Here is a 13,970-nt window from a genome sequence, read left to right as displayed (position 1 = left end):
TTTCTCCTTACTTCGGGATTCAGCTTTCAGTGGTAGTCGACGATTTCGACGCTCGTCGGTCCCTGGTCAGTCCAGACAAAGCAAACGCGCCATTGATCGTTGATGCGGATGCTGTGCTGCCCGGCGCGATTACCGCGCAGCGCCTCGAGTCGATTACCCGGGGGCGAGCGCAGAAAGTCGAGCGTCGCAGCGCTGTCGAGTAGCAAAAGCTTGCGCTCGGCGACGGCGCGGATGTTCACGAACCGGCGAACGACGCGTCCCTCGAACAAGGCTTGGGTCTCGGCGCTCAGGAATGACTGGATCATAAAATTCAGAATACACCGTTTCCCGGTAAGCGGGAAGAAAATTCACATGGGAACTAGTTTGCAGTCGCGGCGACACCGATATATACAAATCCATACACGTCGCCCTGCCCGAACTCCGCGCACGCGGAGGTAACGGAGCGCTGGTGCCGGTGGGGACAATGCTGCCGGATCTATCTCCGCACACGTGGAGGAACCGCCGATCGGGTGGAGTCGGTAAACCGCTTTCCGGATCTATCTCAGTGCACGCGGAGCACCTCCGATCATAGCCGCACGACCCGAAGCGAAAAACCCGAAAACGCATCCTCCACGATGCGCCTTCAACGCTCGCCCTCACCGCCCAAGCGTCAACACGAGATAAGCCGCATACAACACGCCATTCCCGAGCAACGCCCAGAGCACGACGCCATTCGGCTTCGCATTGAATCTCAGCCACGCCGCCGCCGCTAGCGTGATCAACACGCCCGTCAGCACTTCGACCCGCGGCTCCCAAGGCGTCAACATGATGCCGATACCCGGCAACAGCGTGCCCTGAAACACCATCGCCCCGGTGATATTCCCGAACGCCAGCGTGTCCTTCCCTCTGCGCGCCCACAGAATGCTGTTCACCTTCTCGGGCAATTCCGTCGCAATCGGAATGATGATGAGCGACAGCAACAGCGCCGAAATTCCGAGCGCATGTGACACGCCCTCGACGCCGTGAATGAACCCCTTCGCGCCGCCGACCAGCAACACGATGCCGACGAGAAACTGCAGCATGATCGTGCCGAACGTGGTCTTCAAACCGAGGCGCGACGCGAACAACGCCTCGGGCGCCTCCGTCCCGTGCCCGCCCTCGACGAGCTTTGCCGAAGCCTTGAACGTCGAAATCACGTAGACGACATAAAGCGCGACGAGCCCCGCCGCGAACAACGCGCGCACCTGCCACGCATGATGCGGCACGAACATCGCCGCACAGGCAATCAGGAACGCGAACAGGAAGAAGTTGAGATCGCGCACGAATCCGCTACGTTCCGGCATGATCCTGCCGCTCAAACCACGCGACTTGAGAATCGCGAACGTCATCAGGCAAGTGGAAAGCGTCGCGAGCATCAGCGGCGCGCCGAGAATCGCGCCAACGCCGATTTCCTCGTTGACCGCACGGCTCGGCGTGCCGCCAAGCAGCGCAATGATCGGCACCGTAGTTTCCGGCAATGCCGTGCCGACTGCCGCGAACAGCGACCCGGTCACCCCTTCGGAAATGCCGAGCCGCTCGCCAAGATGTTCCAGCGCATTCGTGAATAGCTCCGACGCGATCAGAATGATCACGAGCATCAGCGCGAGTTCGACAAAGAGCATCGTCATGCGGCACCTCGCATCGATGAATGCGACGGGCGCGCAAGCGTGCGCGAAAGACGGGGAGGATGTTTTAGTTGTGGGGACACGATGATTCCACGGCCGGACGTCAAGCGAACCACGATGCGCCACGCGCCGTCCGACCAAGAACGACATAGCGCATCGATGGTCTCGCCAAACCGTTCCGGTCGAACGCGCCACGGCAGCAGGGCCGAGGATGTTGACGCGTTCTCCTTCGCACGCGAAGGAAGGCTACTCCCCAAAGACGGCGCAAGTTTAGCCTGATGCGGCCGGTTTCGGCAAGCCGCGCGCACGCGAGGCAAAGTGTCATGAATAAGCGTATGCCGATCGAATCGTTGTCGGCGGCGCGGGCATTCGCTAATCTAGCCGCGCCGGGCGCGCCGCTTGCTCCGCGCCCCAGCCATTCGCAAACAACAATGAAACGCAGTGTGACCACGAGGTCACGGGAGATCTCATGCGCCTGAAACTCTTCGCCGCAGCCGCCATGCTCGCCGCGCCGATGCTCGCGATGTCCAAGCCGCTCACCGTCTGCACCGAATCGAGCCCGGACGGCTTCGACGTCGTGCAGTTCAATTCGCTCGTGACGACCAACGCGTCGGCGGACGTCATCTTCAACACGCTCGTCTCCTACGACGAAGCCGCCAAAAAAGTCGTGCCCTCGCTCGCGGAAAAGTGGGACGTGAGCAGCGACGGGCTGAGCTACACCTTCCATCTGCGCCCGAACGTCCAGTTCCAGACGACCGATTACTTCAAGCCGACACACGCGCTCAACGCTGACGACGTCGTCTTCACGTTCGAGCGCATGCTGTCCGACAGCAATCCGTGGCACAAGATCGCCGGCGCGAGCGGCTTTCCGCACGCCCAGTCGATGGGCCTCGTGAAGCTCATCAAGGCCGTCACGAAAGTCGATGACCAGACCGTGAAGTTCGAGCTCAACGAGCCGAACGCGACCTTCGTGCCGATCCTCACGATGGGTTTCGCATCGATCTATTCGTCGGAGTATGCGGACAAGCTGCTCAAGGCGAATCAGCAGGTCGATCTGAACAGCAAGCCGATCGGCACCGGTCCGTTCGTGCTGAAGAGCTACACGAAGGACTCGGTGATCCGCTACGACGTCAACCCGTCCTACTGGGGCCCGAAACCGAAGGTCGACCGCCTGATCTACGCGATCACGCCCGATGCGTCCGTGCGCGCGCAGAAGATCAAGGCGGGCGAATGCCAGATCGCGCTGTCGCCGAAGCCGCAGGACGTGCTCGATGCGAAGAAGGACAAGTCGCTCAAGGTCAGCGAGGCGCCCGCGTTCATGACGGCGTTCGTCGCGCTCAACACGCAGAAAAAGCCGCTCGACAATCCGAAGGTGCGTCAGGCGATCAACATGGCGTTCGATCGCACGACCTATATGAAGACCGTGTTCGAGAACACCGCGACGGCCGCCGTGAATCCGTATCCGCCGAATACATGGAGCTATGACAAGAACGTCGCGGCGTACAAGTATTCATCGGCTGACGCGAAGAAGCTGCTCGCCGACGCAGGCTTTCCCGACGGTTTCGAGACGACGATCTGGGTGCGTCCGAACGGCAGCGTGCTGAATCCGAACCCGAAAGCGGGCGCCGAATTGCTGCAGGCCGATCTCGCGAAGATCGGCGTGAAGGCGCAGGTGAAGGTGATCGAGTGGGGCGAGCTGATCAAGCAGGCGAAGCAGGGTCAGCACGACATGCTGTTCATGGGCTGGGCGGGCGATAACGGCGACCCGGACAACTACATGTCGCCGCTTTTCAGTTGCAACGCGGTGAAGTCGGGCATCAACTTCGCGCGCTACTGCGACCCTCAACTCGACAAGCTCATCGCCGATGGCAAGTCGACGGCCGATGTCGCGAAACGCACGAAGTCGTATGTCGACGCGCAGAAGATCATCCACGATCAGGCGCTGTGGATTCCGCTCGTCTATCCGACGGCGGCGGCGCTCACGCGCGCGAACGTCAGCGGTTACAGCGTGAGTCCGTTCGGGCGCGTGAACTTCGGCGGCGCATCGGTGCAGTGAACGAAGTCAGGCTGGCGCAAAGCGCATCACGCCATCGTCGCCGGCCTGACGCTTCAACGTGCCATCGAGCCAGAGCAGATTCAGATGCGCGAGCGCTTCGCCGAGCGCGAATGTCATCTGATGAATGTCGAGTTTGCGTTTGAACATGATCGGCACGATATCGGCGGCGCTGCAGGGCTTCTGCGCGCACGCCTCGCGCACTTCCGCCAGCCGCGCGCGATGATGCTCGCGCAATTGCCCGATGCGCGTCTGCACGCCGCGAAACGGCTTGCCGTGCGAAGGCAGCGCGAGCGTATCGGCAGGCATCGATTCGTAGCGGCCGAGCGATTCGAGATAGAGCGCGAGCGGATTGCCTTCCGGCTCGACAGCGAACACCGAGACGTTCGTCGAGATGCGCGGCAACACCATGTCGCCGGAGATGAGCAGTTTGTCGGCGGCGCAGAAAAGCGCGCTGTGTTCCGGCGAATGACCGTAGCCCGACACCACCTCCCAATCCCGCGCGCCGATGCGGATCACATCGCCATCGCGGATGCGCCGGTATTCGGCGGGCATCGACGGCACGAGCGTCGGGTAATAGCTGTCGCGCTTGCGCAATGCATCGAGCGACGCTTCGTCGGTCAGGCCGTGCGACGCGAAATGCGCCGCCGCGCGCTCGCCGCCCGCGTTCGAGCCGTCGCCCGCGGCCATCACGCGGCCCATCGCGTATTCGCCGAGTGAAATCCACAGGCGCACGTTCCAGCGCGCCTGGTCTCCGCCCTTGCAGATCCAGTCGGCCAGGCCCAGATGGTCCGGATGGCAATGCGTGACGATTACGCGCAGCACCGGCAGGCCGTCGAGCACGCTGTCGAACACGCGCTCCCAGCTGGCGCGGATCGTGTCGCTCGAAATGCCGCAATCGACGACGGTCCAGCCCTTCACGCCGTCGATCTCGTCGGCAAGCAGCCAGAGGTTGATGTGGTCGAGCGCGAACGGCAGCGGCATGCGCAGCCAGAACACGCCCGGCGCCACTTCCCTGACGCCGCCCGATTCGGGCAGCGCGTCCGCGAAAACATAGTCGAGCTGGTGTTCGAGTGCGTTCATTCGGTGCCTGTCTCCGGGTTTGCGCCGCGTTGCAATTTGGCGAAGTTGACGATAACGTAAACGTCCATTCTAACGTTGCGCGCGCATTTGCGCTGCCGGCCGGCAATGACTCAACCGACGCATTACACGATCACCGAACTGGCGCGCGAGTTCGACATCACGCCGCGGGCGATCCGCTTCTACGAGGATCAGGGCCTGCTCGCGCCCAAACGCGCGGGCGCGAACGGCCTGCGGCGCGTGTATTCGCCGCGCGACCGCACGCGGCTGAAGCTCACGCTGCGCGGCAAGCGGCTCGGCTTCACGCTGTCGGAAATCCGCACGCTGCTCGATCTCTATGATTCGCCGACCGGCTCGGCCACGCAACTGCAGGCTTTCGTCGATACGATCGCCGCGCATCGCGAAGTGCTCGAACGTCAGCTGGAAGACCTGAACACCACGCTCGCCGAACTCGCCGCGTATGAGGAACAGGGCCGCGCGCTGATCGCCGCGGGCACGGACAAGCGCGTCCGCAAACCCAAAGCGGCATGACGTGACTTCCCCACACGAAGCGCAGGGTCGACATGAATCACTTTCCCAAGCTGCTCTCGTCGCAAATCGGCTTCGACGTCGCCAAGACGATACTCGAAGGCTTCGAGCATCATTACCGCGTGTTCCGCGAAGCCGCGATCGAGGCGAAGGCGCTGTTCGAGCACAGCGAATGGCTTGCGCTGCAGCAGCTCGCGCGCGACCGCATCACGTCGTATGACGATCGCGTCGAGGAATGCGTCACGCTGCTCGAAGACGAATACGATGCCGAAAATATCGACGACGATATCTGGCAGCAGATCAAGCTGCATTACATCGGCTTGCTGACGACGCATCGGCAGCCGGAATGCGCTGAGACGTTCTTCAACTCGGTGTGCTGCAAGATTTTGCATCGCTCGTACTTCAACAACGATTTCATCTTCGTGCGGCCGGCCATTTCGACGGAGTACATCGAAAACGACGAGCCCGCCGCAAAGCCGACCTATCGCGCGTATTACCCGGAGAAGGACGGCCTCGCCGCGACGCTCGAGCGCATCGTCACGAACTTTCAGCTGGAGCCGCCGTTCGAGGACCTGGAGCGCGACGTGCAATGCGTGATGCAGGCGATGCGCGATACCTTCGGCGATCTCACGCCCGCGCCGAATTTTCAGATTCACGTGCTTTCGTCGCTGTTCTTCCGCAACAAGGCGGCGTATATCGTCGGGCGCATCATCAACGGCGATGCGCTGCTGCCCTTCGCCATCGCGATCCGGCACACGGCGCCGCGCCTGCTCGCGCTCGATACCGTGCTGCTGTCGCGTGAGCAGGTGCTCATCATCTTCAGCTTCGCGCACTCGTATTTCCTCGTCGACATGGAAGTGCCGTCCGCGTACGTGCAGTTCCTGCGCACCATCATGACGCGCAAGCCGAAGGCGGAAATCTACACGTCGGTCGGCTTGCAGAAGCAGGGCAAGAATCTGTTCTACCGTGATCTGCTGCATCATCTGTCGCATTCGAGCGACAAGTTCATCGTCGCGCCCGGCATCAAGGGGCTGGTGATGATCGTCTTCACGCTGCCTTCGTTTCCGTACGTGTTCAAGCTCATCAAGGACGCGTTTCCGCCGCCGAAGGAAACCACGCGGCAGAAGATCCAGGACAAGTACCAGCTCGTGAAGCGCCACGATCGCCTGGGCCGCATGGCCGATACGCTCGAGTATTCGAGCGTCGCGCTGCCGGTCGCGCGCCTCGACGATGCGCTCATCCGCGAACTCGAAAAGGAAGCGCCTTCGATGATCGAGTACGAAGGCGACCGGCTCGTCATCAGGCATGTGTATATCGAGCGCCGCATGGTGCCGCTCAATCTGTTCCTGCAGAATGGAAGCACTGACGACATCGAGCACGGCATCAAGGAATATGGCGACGCGATCAAGCAGTTGATCCAGGCCAACATCTTTCCCGGCGACATGCTGTACAAGAACTTCGGCGTGACGCGGCATGGTCGCGTGGTGTTCTACGACTACGACGAAATCGAGTATCTGACCGATTGCAACGTGCGCCGCGTGCCGCCGCCGCGCAACGAGGAAGACGAGCTGTCGGGCGAACCGTGGTATACCGTCGGTCCGCACGATATCTTTCCCGAAACGTACGGCACATTTCTGCTCGGCGATCCGCGCGTGCGCGAAGCGTTCATGCGCCATCACGCGGATTTCTTCGATCCCGCGCTGTGGCAGCAACACAAGGAACAACTGCTGCGCGGCGAACTCGCCGATTTCTTTCCCTATGACCGGGACGTCCGATTCTGCATCCGTTATCCGGAGCGTTTCGGCGAGTCCGGCCGACCGGACGCGCGTGCGGCCTGACGCATGCCGTCCCGCTTTGACTTTTGAACATGAACCACATTGACGACAAGACTCCGCTTGCCCACCTGTTCGCGAACAATCAGGAATGGGTTCAGCGCAAGCTCGCCGAGGACGGCGAGTTCTTCCAGCGTCTCGCGCATCAGCAAACGCCGGAATATCTGTGGATCGGTTGCGCGGATTCGCGCGTGCCCGCCAACGAGATCATCGGTCTGCCGCCGGGCGAAGTGTTCGTGCACAGAAACATCGCGAACGTCGTCGTGCACTCGGACCTCAACTGTCTGTCGGTGATCCAGTTCGCCGTGGATCTGCTGAAGGTGAAGCACATCATGGTCGTCGGCCATTACGGCTGCTCGGGCGTGGGCGCGGCGCTCGTCGGGCGGCGCGTCGGTCTTGCGGACAACTGGCTGCGCCATGTCGAGGACGTGCGCGAGAAACACGGCGCGCTGCTCGACACATGGCCGATGGGCGACGCGCGGCATCGTCGGCTCGTCGAGCTGAACACGATCGAGCAGACCATCAACGTATGCCGCACGACCATCGTCAACGATGCATGGGCGCGCGGTCAGGAACTCACCGTGCACGGCTGGACCTACGGCGTGCACGATGGCCGCTTGCGCAACATGGGCATGATGATCGGCGCGTCGGAAGAGATCGACCCGGTGTATCAGTCGTGCATCGCCGCAATGAGTCGCAGCGGCGCGCATTCCGCGGAGAACGATGTCCTCGCGTCCGATGCGGCGCGTCTGGGCGACGTTCCCGCCGTCATTCAGGGCGTCATCAAGGAGCTGAAACATGAGTGAGACACAAACCGATCCCATCGTCATCGTGTCGGCGGCGCGCACGCCGATGGCCGCGTTCCAGGGCGATTTCGCGTCGCTGACCGCGGCGCAACTCGGCGCGGCGGCGATCGCCGCGGCGCGTGAACGCGCGGGCCTCGCGCCCGAGCTGATCGACGAGGCGATCATGGGCTGCGTGCTGCCCGCCGGACAAGGTCAGGCGCCCGCGCGTCAGGCCGCGCTCGGCGCGGGGCTGCCGCTTTCCATCGGCTGCACGACGATCAACAAGATGTGCGGCTCCGGCATGCGCGCCGCGATGTTCGCGCACGACATGCTGCTCGCGGGCTCGGTCGACGTGATCGTCGCGGGCGGCATGGAGAGCATGACGAACGCGCCGTACCTGCTGCCGAAAGCGCGCGGCGGCCTGCGCATGGGTCACGCGCAGGTGCTGGATCACATGTTCCTCGACGGCCTCGAAGACGCCTATGAAAAGGGCCGTCTGATGGGCACGTTCGCGGAGCAATGCGCTTCGTCGTATGCGTTCTCGCGCGAGTCGCAGGACGCGTTCGCGGTCGAATCGCTGCGACGCGCGAAACGGGCGAACGAGGATGGTTCGTTCGAGTGGGAGATCGCGCCGGTGACGGTGCAGGGCAAGAAGGGCGATACCGTCGTCGCGCGCGACGAGCAGCCGTTCAAGGCCAACATCGAGAAGATTTCGTCGCTCAAGCCTGCGTTCGCCAAGGACGGCACGGTGACGGCGGCGAATTCGTCATCGATTTCGGATGGCGCTGCGGCGCTCGTGATGATGCGCGAATCGACGGCATCGCGGCTCGGCGTCACGCCGATCGCGCGCGTGGTCGGGCACAGCACGTTCGCGCAGCAGCCGGCGCTGTTCACGACGGCGCCCGTCGGCGCGATCAGCAAGCTCTTCGAGAAGAACGGCTGGCGCGCGGGCGATGTCGACCTGTATGAAATCAACGAGGCGTTCGCCGTCGTGACGATGGCCGCGATGCGCGAGCATGATCTGCCGCATGACAGGGTCAATGTGAACGGCGGCGCGTGTGCGCTCGGTCATCCCATCGGTGCTTCGGGCGCGCGGATTCTCGTCACGTTGCTGGGCGCGTTGAAAGCGCGCGGGTTGAAGCGCGGGGTGGCGAGCCTGTGTATCGGCGGTGGAGAAGCGACTGCGATGGGGGTTGAGCTGGTTTGAGCGTCGTGGGCCGGTCTGGGGTTGGCGCGCCGGGCCGGCTCACATTCGCGTCATCGAGATGTATCCGGTTCTTCTGTAGTTTCGTGACCCTCGGAGATCGAATCGTCGACATCGGATTTAGGAAAGTTCAGGAGAGCCTCGATGAACTTTACCGGGTCCGTATCGACGGTTTGTCCCATCTGCCGCCGCACCTCGCGTTCGATCTTTCGCTCGATCGCGGCGCGTTGCTGAATTTCCTGGAGCTCTGTTTCGTCGAGGCTCCAGGGAGAAACTTGCTGAACGACTTTGAACATACGGTCCTCCTTGGCTGAAAGGTTTGAGTAGCCTGATCTTACTTCTGCTTAATACAGGAAACCTAATCATTATCGTGATTTAGGAACTTTCTAAAGTTATCTCTCCGCGGCCGCGATGCTATTCGAAAGGGTTCAGCATTTTGACGCCCACTCTCTCGAAGTCTCTGACATTGCGCGTGACGACCGTCAGATTGCGAGCCAATGCTGTCGCCGCGATGAGCCTGTCTACGGCAGGCTCCGGGTGCCGCGCACGAATACGCCCCCACAGTTCCCCGATAGCCCTGTCCACCGGCACGATTTTCCCTTGATAGCTGCGCAAAACACGTTTCAGCCACGCCTCCACGATCGCCGCCTGCCGGACGTCACCCTTGTTACGAAGTGACTCGACACCACGTCGCAACTCACCTACGGTAACGACCGACAGAAATACTACTTCGCCCCGTTGCTGAGCACCGTCGAAAAACGCGCGAACACCTTCATTCGCGCGCTCTTCCCTTCTGGTCTCGCTAATGACGTTGGTATCAGCCAGAAACATCCGACTCTCCGTAGCCAGCGTGACGATCGAATATGGAGTCGTCACAGTCGATTTTCGGAAAACTCATGAGTGCCCTGATGAAGCCCGCGTTATCTTCATCGCCCAGGATGCCCATCCGCCTTCGCACCTCCTTTTCGATCTCCCAATTTCGGGCGGCCTCCTCCTGAATTTCCCGAAGTTCGTCGGGGTCGATATTCGACGGTAACGTTCCCTGAATAATCTTGAACATGGTCTGCTCCTCCTGAAAGTTGCGAGCAGCGTGACTTTACTCCGGTTTATCGAGCATACGTAGTCATCCGAACGATATAGGAATTTTCGACAGCCACCCCATCATTGCCCCGCCAGCGACATCGCCACGGCGCGCGTGATACCGGCACCAGCGGATAAACATGCCCACGTTCTGGTCTTACGTAATCGAAAGCGCACCACGCGCGACCGCGGGTCGCGCGCTATAGTCGCAAAATCGCCCCTACAAGGATCAGGTCGCTCATGAAAACCGTATTGATCGTCGGCGCGTCGCGCGGCCTCGGCCACGAGTTCGCGCGCGAATATTGCCGCGACGGCTGGCGCGTGCTCGCCACCGCGCGCGACAAGGCCTCGCTCTCCGCGCTCGACGCGATGGGCGCGCAAACTTTCCCGCTCGACGTCACGCAACCCGAGCAGATCGGCGCACTCGCCTGGCAGCTCGACGAAGAGCGCCTGGACGTGGCGATCGTCGTTTCGGGCGTGTACGGCCCGCGCACCGAAGGCGTCGAAACGATCGGCGCCGACGACTTCGATCAGGTCATGCACACCAACGTGCGCGGCCCGATGCAGCTGATTCCCGTGCTCCTGCCACTCACCGATGCCGCCAACGGCGTGCTCGCGGTGGTGTCGAGCAAGATGGGCAGCATCGGCGGGGCGAGCGGCACGACTGGCTGGCTGTATCGAGCGAGCAAGGCAGCGCTCAATTCGGCGCTGAAGGTGGCGTCGCTGGAATCGCGGCATACGGCCTGCGTCGCACTGCATCCGGGCTGGGTGCGTACGGAAATGGGCGGGCCATCGGCAGCGATCGATGTCGCGCACAGCGTCTCGGGCATGCGCGCGGTGATCGCGGAAGCGGGCGCGATGCGCGACGAATTCAACGGCAGCTTCGTCCAGTACGACGGCACGAAGCTCGAATGGTGAAACTGGAGTGAATGTGACTTATCAGGTACACGGCGTTTCCGCATCGGGCAACTGCTACAAGGTTCGCCTCGTCCTCGAACAACTCGGCCTGCCTTACGCGTGGCATGAAGTCGACATGATGAACGGCGCGACCCGCACCGACGACTTCAAGCGGCTCAATCCGAACGGCAAGGTTCCGGTGCTCGTGATCGACGACCAGACCACGCTCTCCGAATCCGACGCGATCCTCTGCTATCTCGCCGACGGTTCGCCGCTCATGCCCACCGACCGGCTCGAACGCGCGCAAGTGCTGCAATGGATGTTCTTCGAGCAGTACAGCCACGAACCGTTCGTCGCGGTCGCGCGCTTCATCCTGCAATTCCAGAAGCGCCCCGACGACGCGCGTCTGCCCGACAGGATCGCCGGTTCCTATCGCGCGCTCGACGTGATGGAGCAGCATCTCGCGACCCGCACGTTTTTCGTCGGCGAGCGCTACACCGTCGCCGATATCGCGCTCTACGCGTACACGCACGTCGCGGATGAAGCGAACGTCGATCTGGCACGCTATCCGGCGATCCGCGCGTGGCTCGAACGCGTGCGCAGCCAGCCGCGCCACGTCGAGATGCCGGGCGTCGATCAATGAAGCCGGTGGATTGCCCCTGCGGCGGCGCCGCGCCTGAGCAGCGCCCGAATGCGCGCGCGCCGCGCTACGACGCCTGCTGCGGCCGTTTCATCGAAGCCGGCGAAAAGCCCGCCAACGCGATGCAACTGATGCGTTCGCGCTACACCGCCTACGTGCTCGGCGACACGGCGTACCTGCGCGCGACGTGGGCCGAATCGACCTGCCCGCCCGATCTCGACGCCTCCGACGCGAACACGCGCTGGCTCGGCCTGCAGATCAAACGCCATACTCCCATCGACGACGATCACGAGGAGGTCGAGTTCGTCGCGCGCTACAAGTCCGGTGGGCGGGCGTATCGGCTGCATGAAGCCAGCCGTTTCACGCGCAATGCCGCCGGAAACTGGATCTACGTCAACGGCGACATTAAAGAAAAGTAAATATGTCTTTAAAAAATATGCGGTAACACGCGGTATTAATTTCCTAAGAATTTCCTTTCAGATTAAACAGTTACGGGGTACCACTTATTGTGCAGTGCAATTTTGAACGGGTAATCTCTGTTCACGTCAGGGCGCAGTCATTCCCGTGCCCGGACACTCGCAGCGAAGCCCCGTTTTGAAGCCAATTGTCATGCCTTTTCAGGGCATGACTCCCGGAACCCGCAGCCGATACTGCTCTTCACGAGCAGCGCGATAGGTTTGTGACTTTAAAAATGGGGCCACGCCGTTTCAACGCCCTATTGGATGCGCAGTCGGAGTTCACGGATGGCGATCAGAACCTGGTTGGTCGGATGCAGCATGGTGTGCGCGCTCGCGACGTCGCTCGTCACGTCCGCCGTGCGCGCCGAGCCGATCGGCGGCGTGCGTCAGTCCGAAGGTCTCCAGGCACCCGCATTCGGTCAGACGCTTTCCCAGATTCCCGATTCGCTCGACGCCGGCCTGCCCGCCGTCGCGAATGGTCTGAACGAAGCCGTCATCCAGATTCCCGAATCCGACATCTCGCTCGAGACCACGGTGTTCAAGCCGGACGGCGCCGGCCCGTTCCCGATGATCGTCTTCAATCACGGCAAGCTCCCCGGCGACTCGCACGCGCAACAGCGCAATCGTCCGGTCGCGCTCGCGCGTGAATTCGTGCGTCACGGTTATGTGGTCGTCGTGCCGAATCGCCGCGGCTTCGCGGGCTCGGGCGGCGATTACACCGGCCACGGCTGCAACGTCGAGGCGAATGGCTTCGCGCAGGCGCAGGACGTCGCCGCGACCGTCGCGTACATGAGCGGGCAGTCGTATGTGGACAAAACGCATATCGTCGTGGCGGGCACTTCGCATGGCGGCCTGACGACCATCGCCTACGGCGCGCGCGATGTCGTCGCGGCGCCCGGCGTGCGCGGCCTCATCAATTTCTCCGGCGGCCTGCGTCAGGACGAATGCGCGGGCTGGCAAAAGAATCTCGTCAACGCGTTCGGCTCCTACGGCGAACACGTGCGCCTGCCCTCGCTGTGGCTCTACGGCGACAACGATTCGGTCTGGCAAGGCGATCTGTCCGCGCAGATGTTCACCGCGTACACGTCGCACGGCGCGCGCGCGAACATGGTCGATTTCGGCACCTACAAGAACGACGCGCATCGTCTGGTCGGCGACCGCGACGGCGTACAGGTCTGGTGGCCGCGCGTGAAAGCCTTCCTCGCGCAGATCGGCATGCCCACGTCCGTGCAGTATCAGGTCAGCGAGCCGCGCATGCCGAAGGCGACCAACTTCGCGGATCTCGATTCGGTTCAGGCCGTCCCCTACGTCGATGAAAACGGCCGTGCCGGATATCGCAACTTCCTCTCGCAGTATTCGAGCCGCGCGTTCGCGGTGTCGGATTCGGGCGCGTGGTCCTGGGCCGAAGGCGGCGACGATCCGATGGCCGTCGCGGTCGCGAGCTGCCAGAAGCAAAGCGCGGATCCGTGCCGACTCTACGCGGTGAACAACCGCATCGTCTGGAACGATCAGGCTGCCGAGACGCAGACGGCGTCGCGCTGAACGGCGCCCTTTCCCGCTTTTCCTGCTTTCTTCAGACGCCGGCCATGCGCCGGCGTTCGCTTTTGCCGAGCCCGCATCTTCCGCGCCAATCCGACGACAACGCTTCGAAATGCGCGAAGTTACGTGCGATAGCGCGTTTTCGCATTTCCATTGCGCGCGCACGCATGGCCAAAAAACCTTCCGAATACGGAAGCTTGCGCCTCTTTTAGGGATAATTGACTCGCGCAG

Annotated in this window: 15 protein-coding genes and 1 riboswitch; of the genes, 9 read left to right on the top strand and 6 right to left on the bottom strand. The window is 62.3% G+C overall.

What is annotated here, in order from left to right:
• Nucleotides 1-26: 26 nt before the first annotated feature.
• Both NK8_RS00495 and NK8_RS00490 read right to left on the bottom strand, forming a co-directional pair.
• Complete coding sequence (locus NK8_RS00495) at nucleotides 27-305, bottom strand: type II toxin-antitoxin system RelE/ParE family toxin (protein WP_213226821.1); 279 nt, start codon at nucleotides 303-305, stop codon at nucleotides 27-29.
• Nucleotides 306-635: 330 nt separating this feature from the next.
• Nucleotides 636-1,646: a sodium:calcium antiporter gene (locus tag NK8_RS00490; RefSeq protein ID WP_213226820.1), complete on the bottom strand. Its 1,011-nt coding sequence runs from the start codon at nucleotides 1,644-1,646 to the stop codon at nucleotides 636-638.
• A 91-nt stretch (nucleotides 1,647-1,737) separates the two neighbouring features.
• Nucleotides 1,738-1,915: riboswitch (yybP-ykoY riboswitch) on the bottom strand.
• A 197-nt stretch (nucleotides 1,916-2,112) separates the two neighbouring features.
• Here NK8_RS00490 and NK8_RS00485 point away from each other — a divergent pair.
• Nucleotides 2,113-3,699 carry an ABC transporter substrate-binding protein gene (locus NK8_RS00485; RefSeq protein WP_213226819.1) on the top strand — a complete coding sequence of 529 codons (1,587 nt, stop codon included), beginning with the start codon at nucleotides 2,113-2,115 and terminating at the stop codon, nucleotides 3,697-3,699.
• Between the two features lie 6 nt (nucleotides 3,700-3,705).
• On the opposite strand, the gene NK8_RS00480 is transcribed toward NK8_RS00485, so the two are convergent.
• Nucleotides 3,706-4,779, bottom strand: a complete 1,074-nt coding sequence (locus NK8_RS00480) for an MBL fold metallo-hydrolase (RefSeq protein ID WP_213226818.1) — start codon at nucleotides 4,777-4,779, stop codon at nucleotides 3,706-3,708.
• A 105-nt stretch (nucleotides 4,780-4,884) separates the two neighbouring features.
• Between NK8_RS00480 and NK8_RS00475 the strand changes: the two genes are divergently transcribed.
• From NK8_RS00475 to NK8_RS00460, 4 genes are read left to right on the top strand one after another with little or no spacing between them, the layout of a single operon-like run.
• On the top strand, nucleotides 4,885-5,307 hold the full coding sequence (locus NK8_RS00475; protein WP_162064677.1) for a MerR family DNA-binding transcriptional regulator: 423 nt from the start codon (nucleotides 4,885-4,887) through the stop codon (nucleotides 5,305-5,307).
• Between the two features lie 32 nt (nucleotides 5,308-5,339).
• Nucleotides 5,340-7,142 (top strand): bifunctional isocitrate dehydrogenase kinase/phosphatase, encoded by a 1,803-nt coding sequence (gene aceK, locus NK8_RS00470; protein ID WP_213226817.1) that lies wholly within the window; start codon nucleotides 5,340-5,342, stop codon nucleotides 7,140-7,142.
• A 29-nt stretch (nucleotides 7,143-7,171) separates the two neighbouring features.
• Entirely contained in the window at nucleotides 7,172-7,942 is a 771-nt protein-coding gene (gene can / locus NK8_RS00465) for a carbonate dehydratase (RefSeq protein ID WP_162064675.1), read from the top strand.
• On the top strand, nucleotides 7,935-9,128 hold the full coding sequence (locus NK8_RS00460) for an acetyl-CoA C-acetyltransferase (RefSeq protein ID WP_213226816.1): 1,194 nt from the start codon (nucleotides 7,935-7,937) through the stop codon (nucleotides 9,126-9,128). Before can ends, NK8_RS00460 begins: the two co-directional genes overlap by 8 nt.
• Before the next feature lie 50 nt (nucleotides 9,129-9,178).
• Here NK8_RS00460 and NK8_RS00455 read toward each other — a convergent pair whose 3' ends face one another.
• The 3 genes from NK8_RS00455 to NK8_RS00445 form a co-directional block, all read right to left on the bottom strand.
• Nucleotides 9,179-9,421 (bottom strand): hypothetical protein, encoded by a 243-nt coding sequence (locus NK8_RS00455; RefSeq protein ID WP_213226815.1) that lies wholly within the window; start codon nucleotides 9,419-9,421, stop codon nucleotides 9,179-9,181.
• Nucleotides 9,422-9,539: 118 nt separating this feature from the next.
• The gene (locus NK8_RS00450; RefSeq protein WP_213226814.1) at nucleotides 9,540-9,956 is read right to left on the bottom strand and encodes a type II toxin-antitoxin system VapC family toxin; all 417 of its coding nucleotides are present in this window, start codon (nucleotides 9,954-9,956) and stop codon (nucleotides 9,540-9,542) included.
• Nucleotides 9,943-10,185, bottom strand: a complete 243-nt coding sequence (locus NK8_RS00445) for a hypothetical protein (RefSeq protein WP_213226813.1) — start codon at nucleotides 10,183-10,185, stop codon at nucleotides 9,943-9,945. The genes NK8_RS00450 and NK8_RS00445 overlap by 14 nt, the downstream gene beginning before the upstream one ends.
• Nucleotides 10,186-10,445: 260 nt before the next feature.
• Between NK8_RS00445 and NK8_RS00440 the strand changes: the two genes are divergently transcribed.
• The 4 genes from NK8_RS00440 to NK8_RS00425 all read left to right on the top strand — a co-directional run bounded on the left by NK8_RS00440 (nucleotide 10,446) and on the right by NK8_RS00425 (nucleotide 13,742).
• Nucleotides 10,446-11,123, top strand: coding sequence for an SDR family oxidoreductase (locus tag NK8_RS00440; RefSeq protein WP_213226812.1), 678 nt, complete (start codon nucleotides 10,446-10,448; stop codon nucleotides 11,121-11,123).
• 13 nt (nucleotides 11,124-11,136) lie between these two features.
• Nucleotides 11,137-11,745 carry a glutathione S-transferase family protein gene (locus NK8_RS00435; RefSeq protein WP_213226811.1) on the top strand — a complete coding sequence of 203 codons (609 nt, stop codon included), beginning with the start codon at nucleotides 11,137-11,139 and terminating at the stop codon, nucleotides 11,743-11,745.
• On the top strand, nucleotides 11,742-12,161 hold the full coding sequence (locus tag NK8_RS00430) for a YchJ family protein (protein WP_213226810.1): 420 nt from the start codon (nucleotides 11,742-11,744) through the stop codon (nucleotides 12,159-12,161). The genes NK8_RS00435 and NK8_RS00430 overlap by 4 nt, the downstream gene beginning before the upstream one ends.
• A 324-nt stretch (nucleotides 12,162-12,485) precedes the next feature.
• Entirely contained in the window at nucleotides 12,486-13,742 is a 1,257-nt protein-coding gene (locus tag NK8_RS00425; protein WP_213226809.1) for a dienelactone hydrolase family protein, read from the top strand.
• Nucleotides 13,743-13,970: the final 228 nt, after the last annotated feature.

Origin of the sequence: Caballeronia sp. NK8, assembly GCF_018408855.1 — a bacterium.
Taxonomy (GTDB): Bacteria; Pseudomonadota; Gammaproteobacteria; order Burkholderiales; family Burkholderiaceae; genus Caballeronia.
Note: the sequence above shows the minus strand (reverse complement) of the source record. Positions and strands in the feature narration are given on the sequence as shown.

Excerpts from the sequence above, each read along its gene's own strand:
- NK8_RS00495 (WP_213226821.1), bottom strand. The coding sequence starts at position 305 with ATGATCCAGTCATTCCTGAGCGCCGAGACCCAAGCCTTGTTCGAGGGA.
- NK8_RS00490 (WP_213226820.1), bottom strand. The coding sequence starts at position 1,646 with ATGACGATGCTCTTTGTCGAACTCGCGCTGATGCTCGTGATCATTCTG.
- NK8_RS00485 (WP_213226819.1), top strand. The coding sequence starts at position 2,113 with ATGCGCCTGAAACTCTTCGCCGCAGCCGCCATGCTCGCCGCGCCGATG.
- NK8_RS00480 (WP_213226818.1), bottom strand. The coding sequence starts at position 4,779 with ATGAACGCACTCGAACACCAGCTCGACTATGTTTTCGCGGACGCGCTG.
- NK8_RS00475 (WP_162064677.1), top strand. The coding sequence starts at position 4,885 with ATGACTCAACCGACGCATTACACGATCACCGAACTGGCGCGCGAGTTC.
- aceK (WP_213226817.1), top strand. The coding sequence starts at position 5,340 with ATGAATCACTTTCCCAAGCTGCTCTCGTCGCAAATCGGCTTCGACGTC.
- can (WP_162064675.1), top strand. The coding sequence starts at position 7,172 with ATGAACCACATTGACGACAAGACTCCGCTTGCCCACCTGTTCGCGAAC.
- NK8_RS00460 (WP_213226816.1), top strand. The coding sequence starts at position 7,935 with ATGAGTGAGACACAAACCGATCCCATCGTCATCGTGTCGGCGGCGCGC.
- NK8_RS00455 (WP_213226815.1), bottom strand. The coding sequence starts at position 9,421 with ATGTTCAAAGTCGTTCAGCAAGTTTCTCCCTGGAGCCTCGACGAAACA.
- NK8_RS00450 (WP_213226814.1), bottom strand. The coding sequence starts at position 9,956 with ATGTTTCTGGCTGATACCAACGTCATTAGCGAGACCAGAAGGGAAGAG.
- NK8_RS00445 (WP_213226813.1), bottom strand. The coding sequence starts at position 10,185 with ATGTTCAAGATTATTCAGGGAACGTTACCGTCGAATATCGACCCCGAC.
- NK8_RS00440 (WP_213226812.1), top strand. The coding sequence starts at position 10,446 with ATGAAAACCGTATTGATCGTCGGCGCGTCGCGCGGCCTCGGCCACGAG.
- NK8_RS00430 (WP_213226810.1), top strand. The coding sequence starts at position 11,742 with ATGAAGCCGGTGGATTGCCCCTGCGGCGGCGCCGCGCCTGAGCAGCGC.
- NK8_RS00425 (WP_213226809.1), top strand. The coding sequence starts at position 12,486 with ATGGCGATCAGAACCTGGTTGGTCGGATGCAGCATGGTGTGCGCGCTC.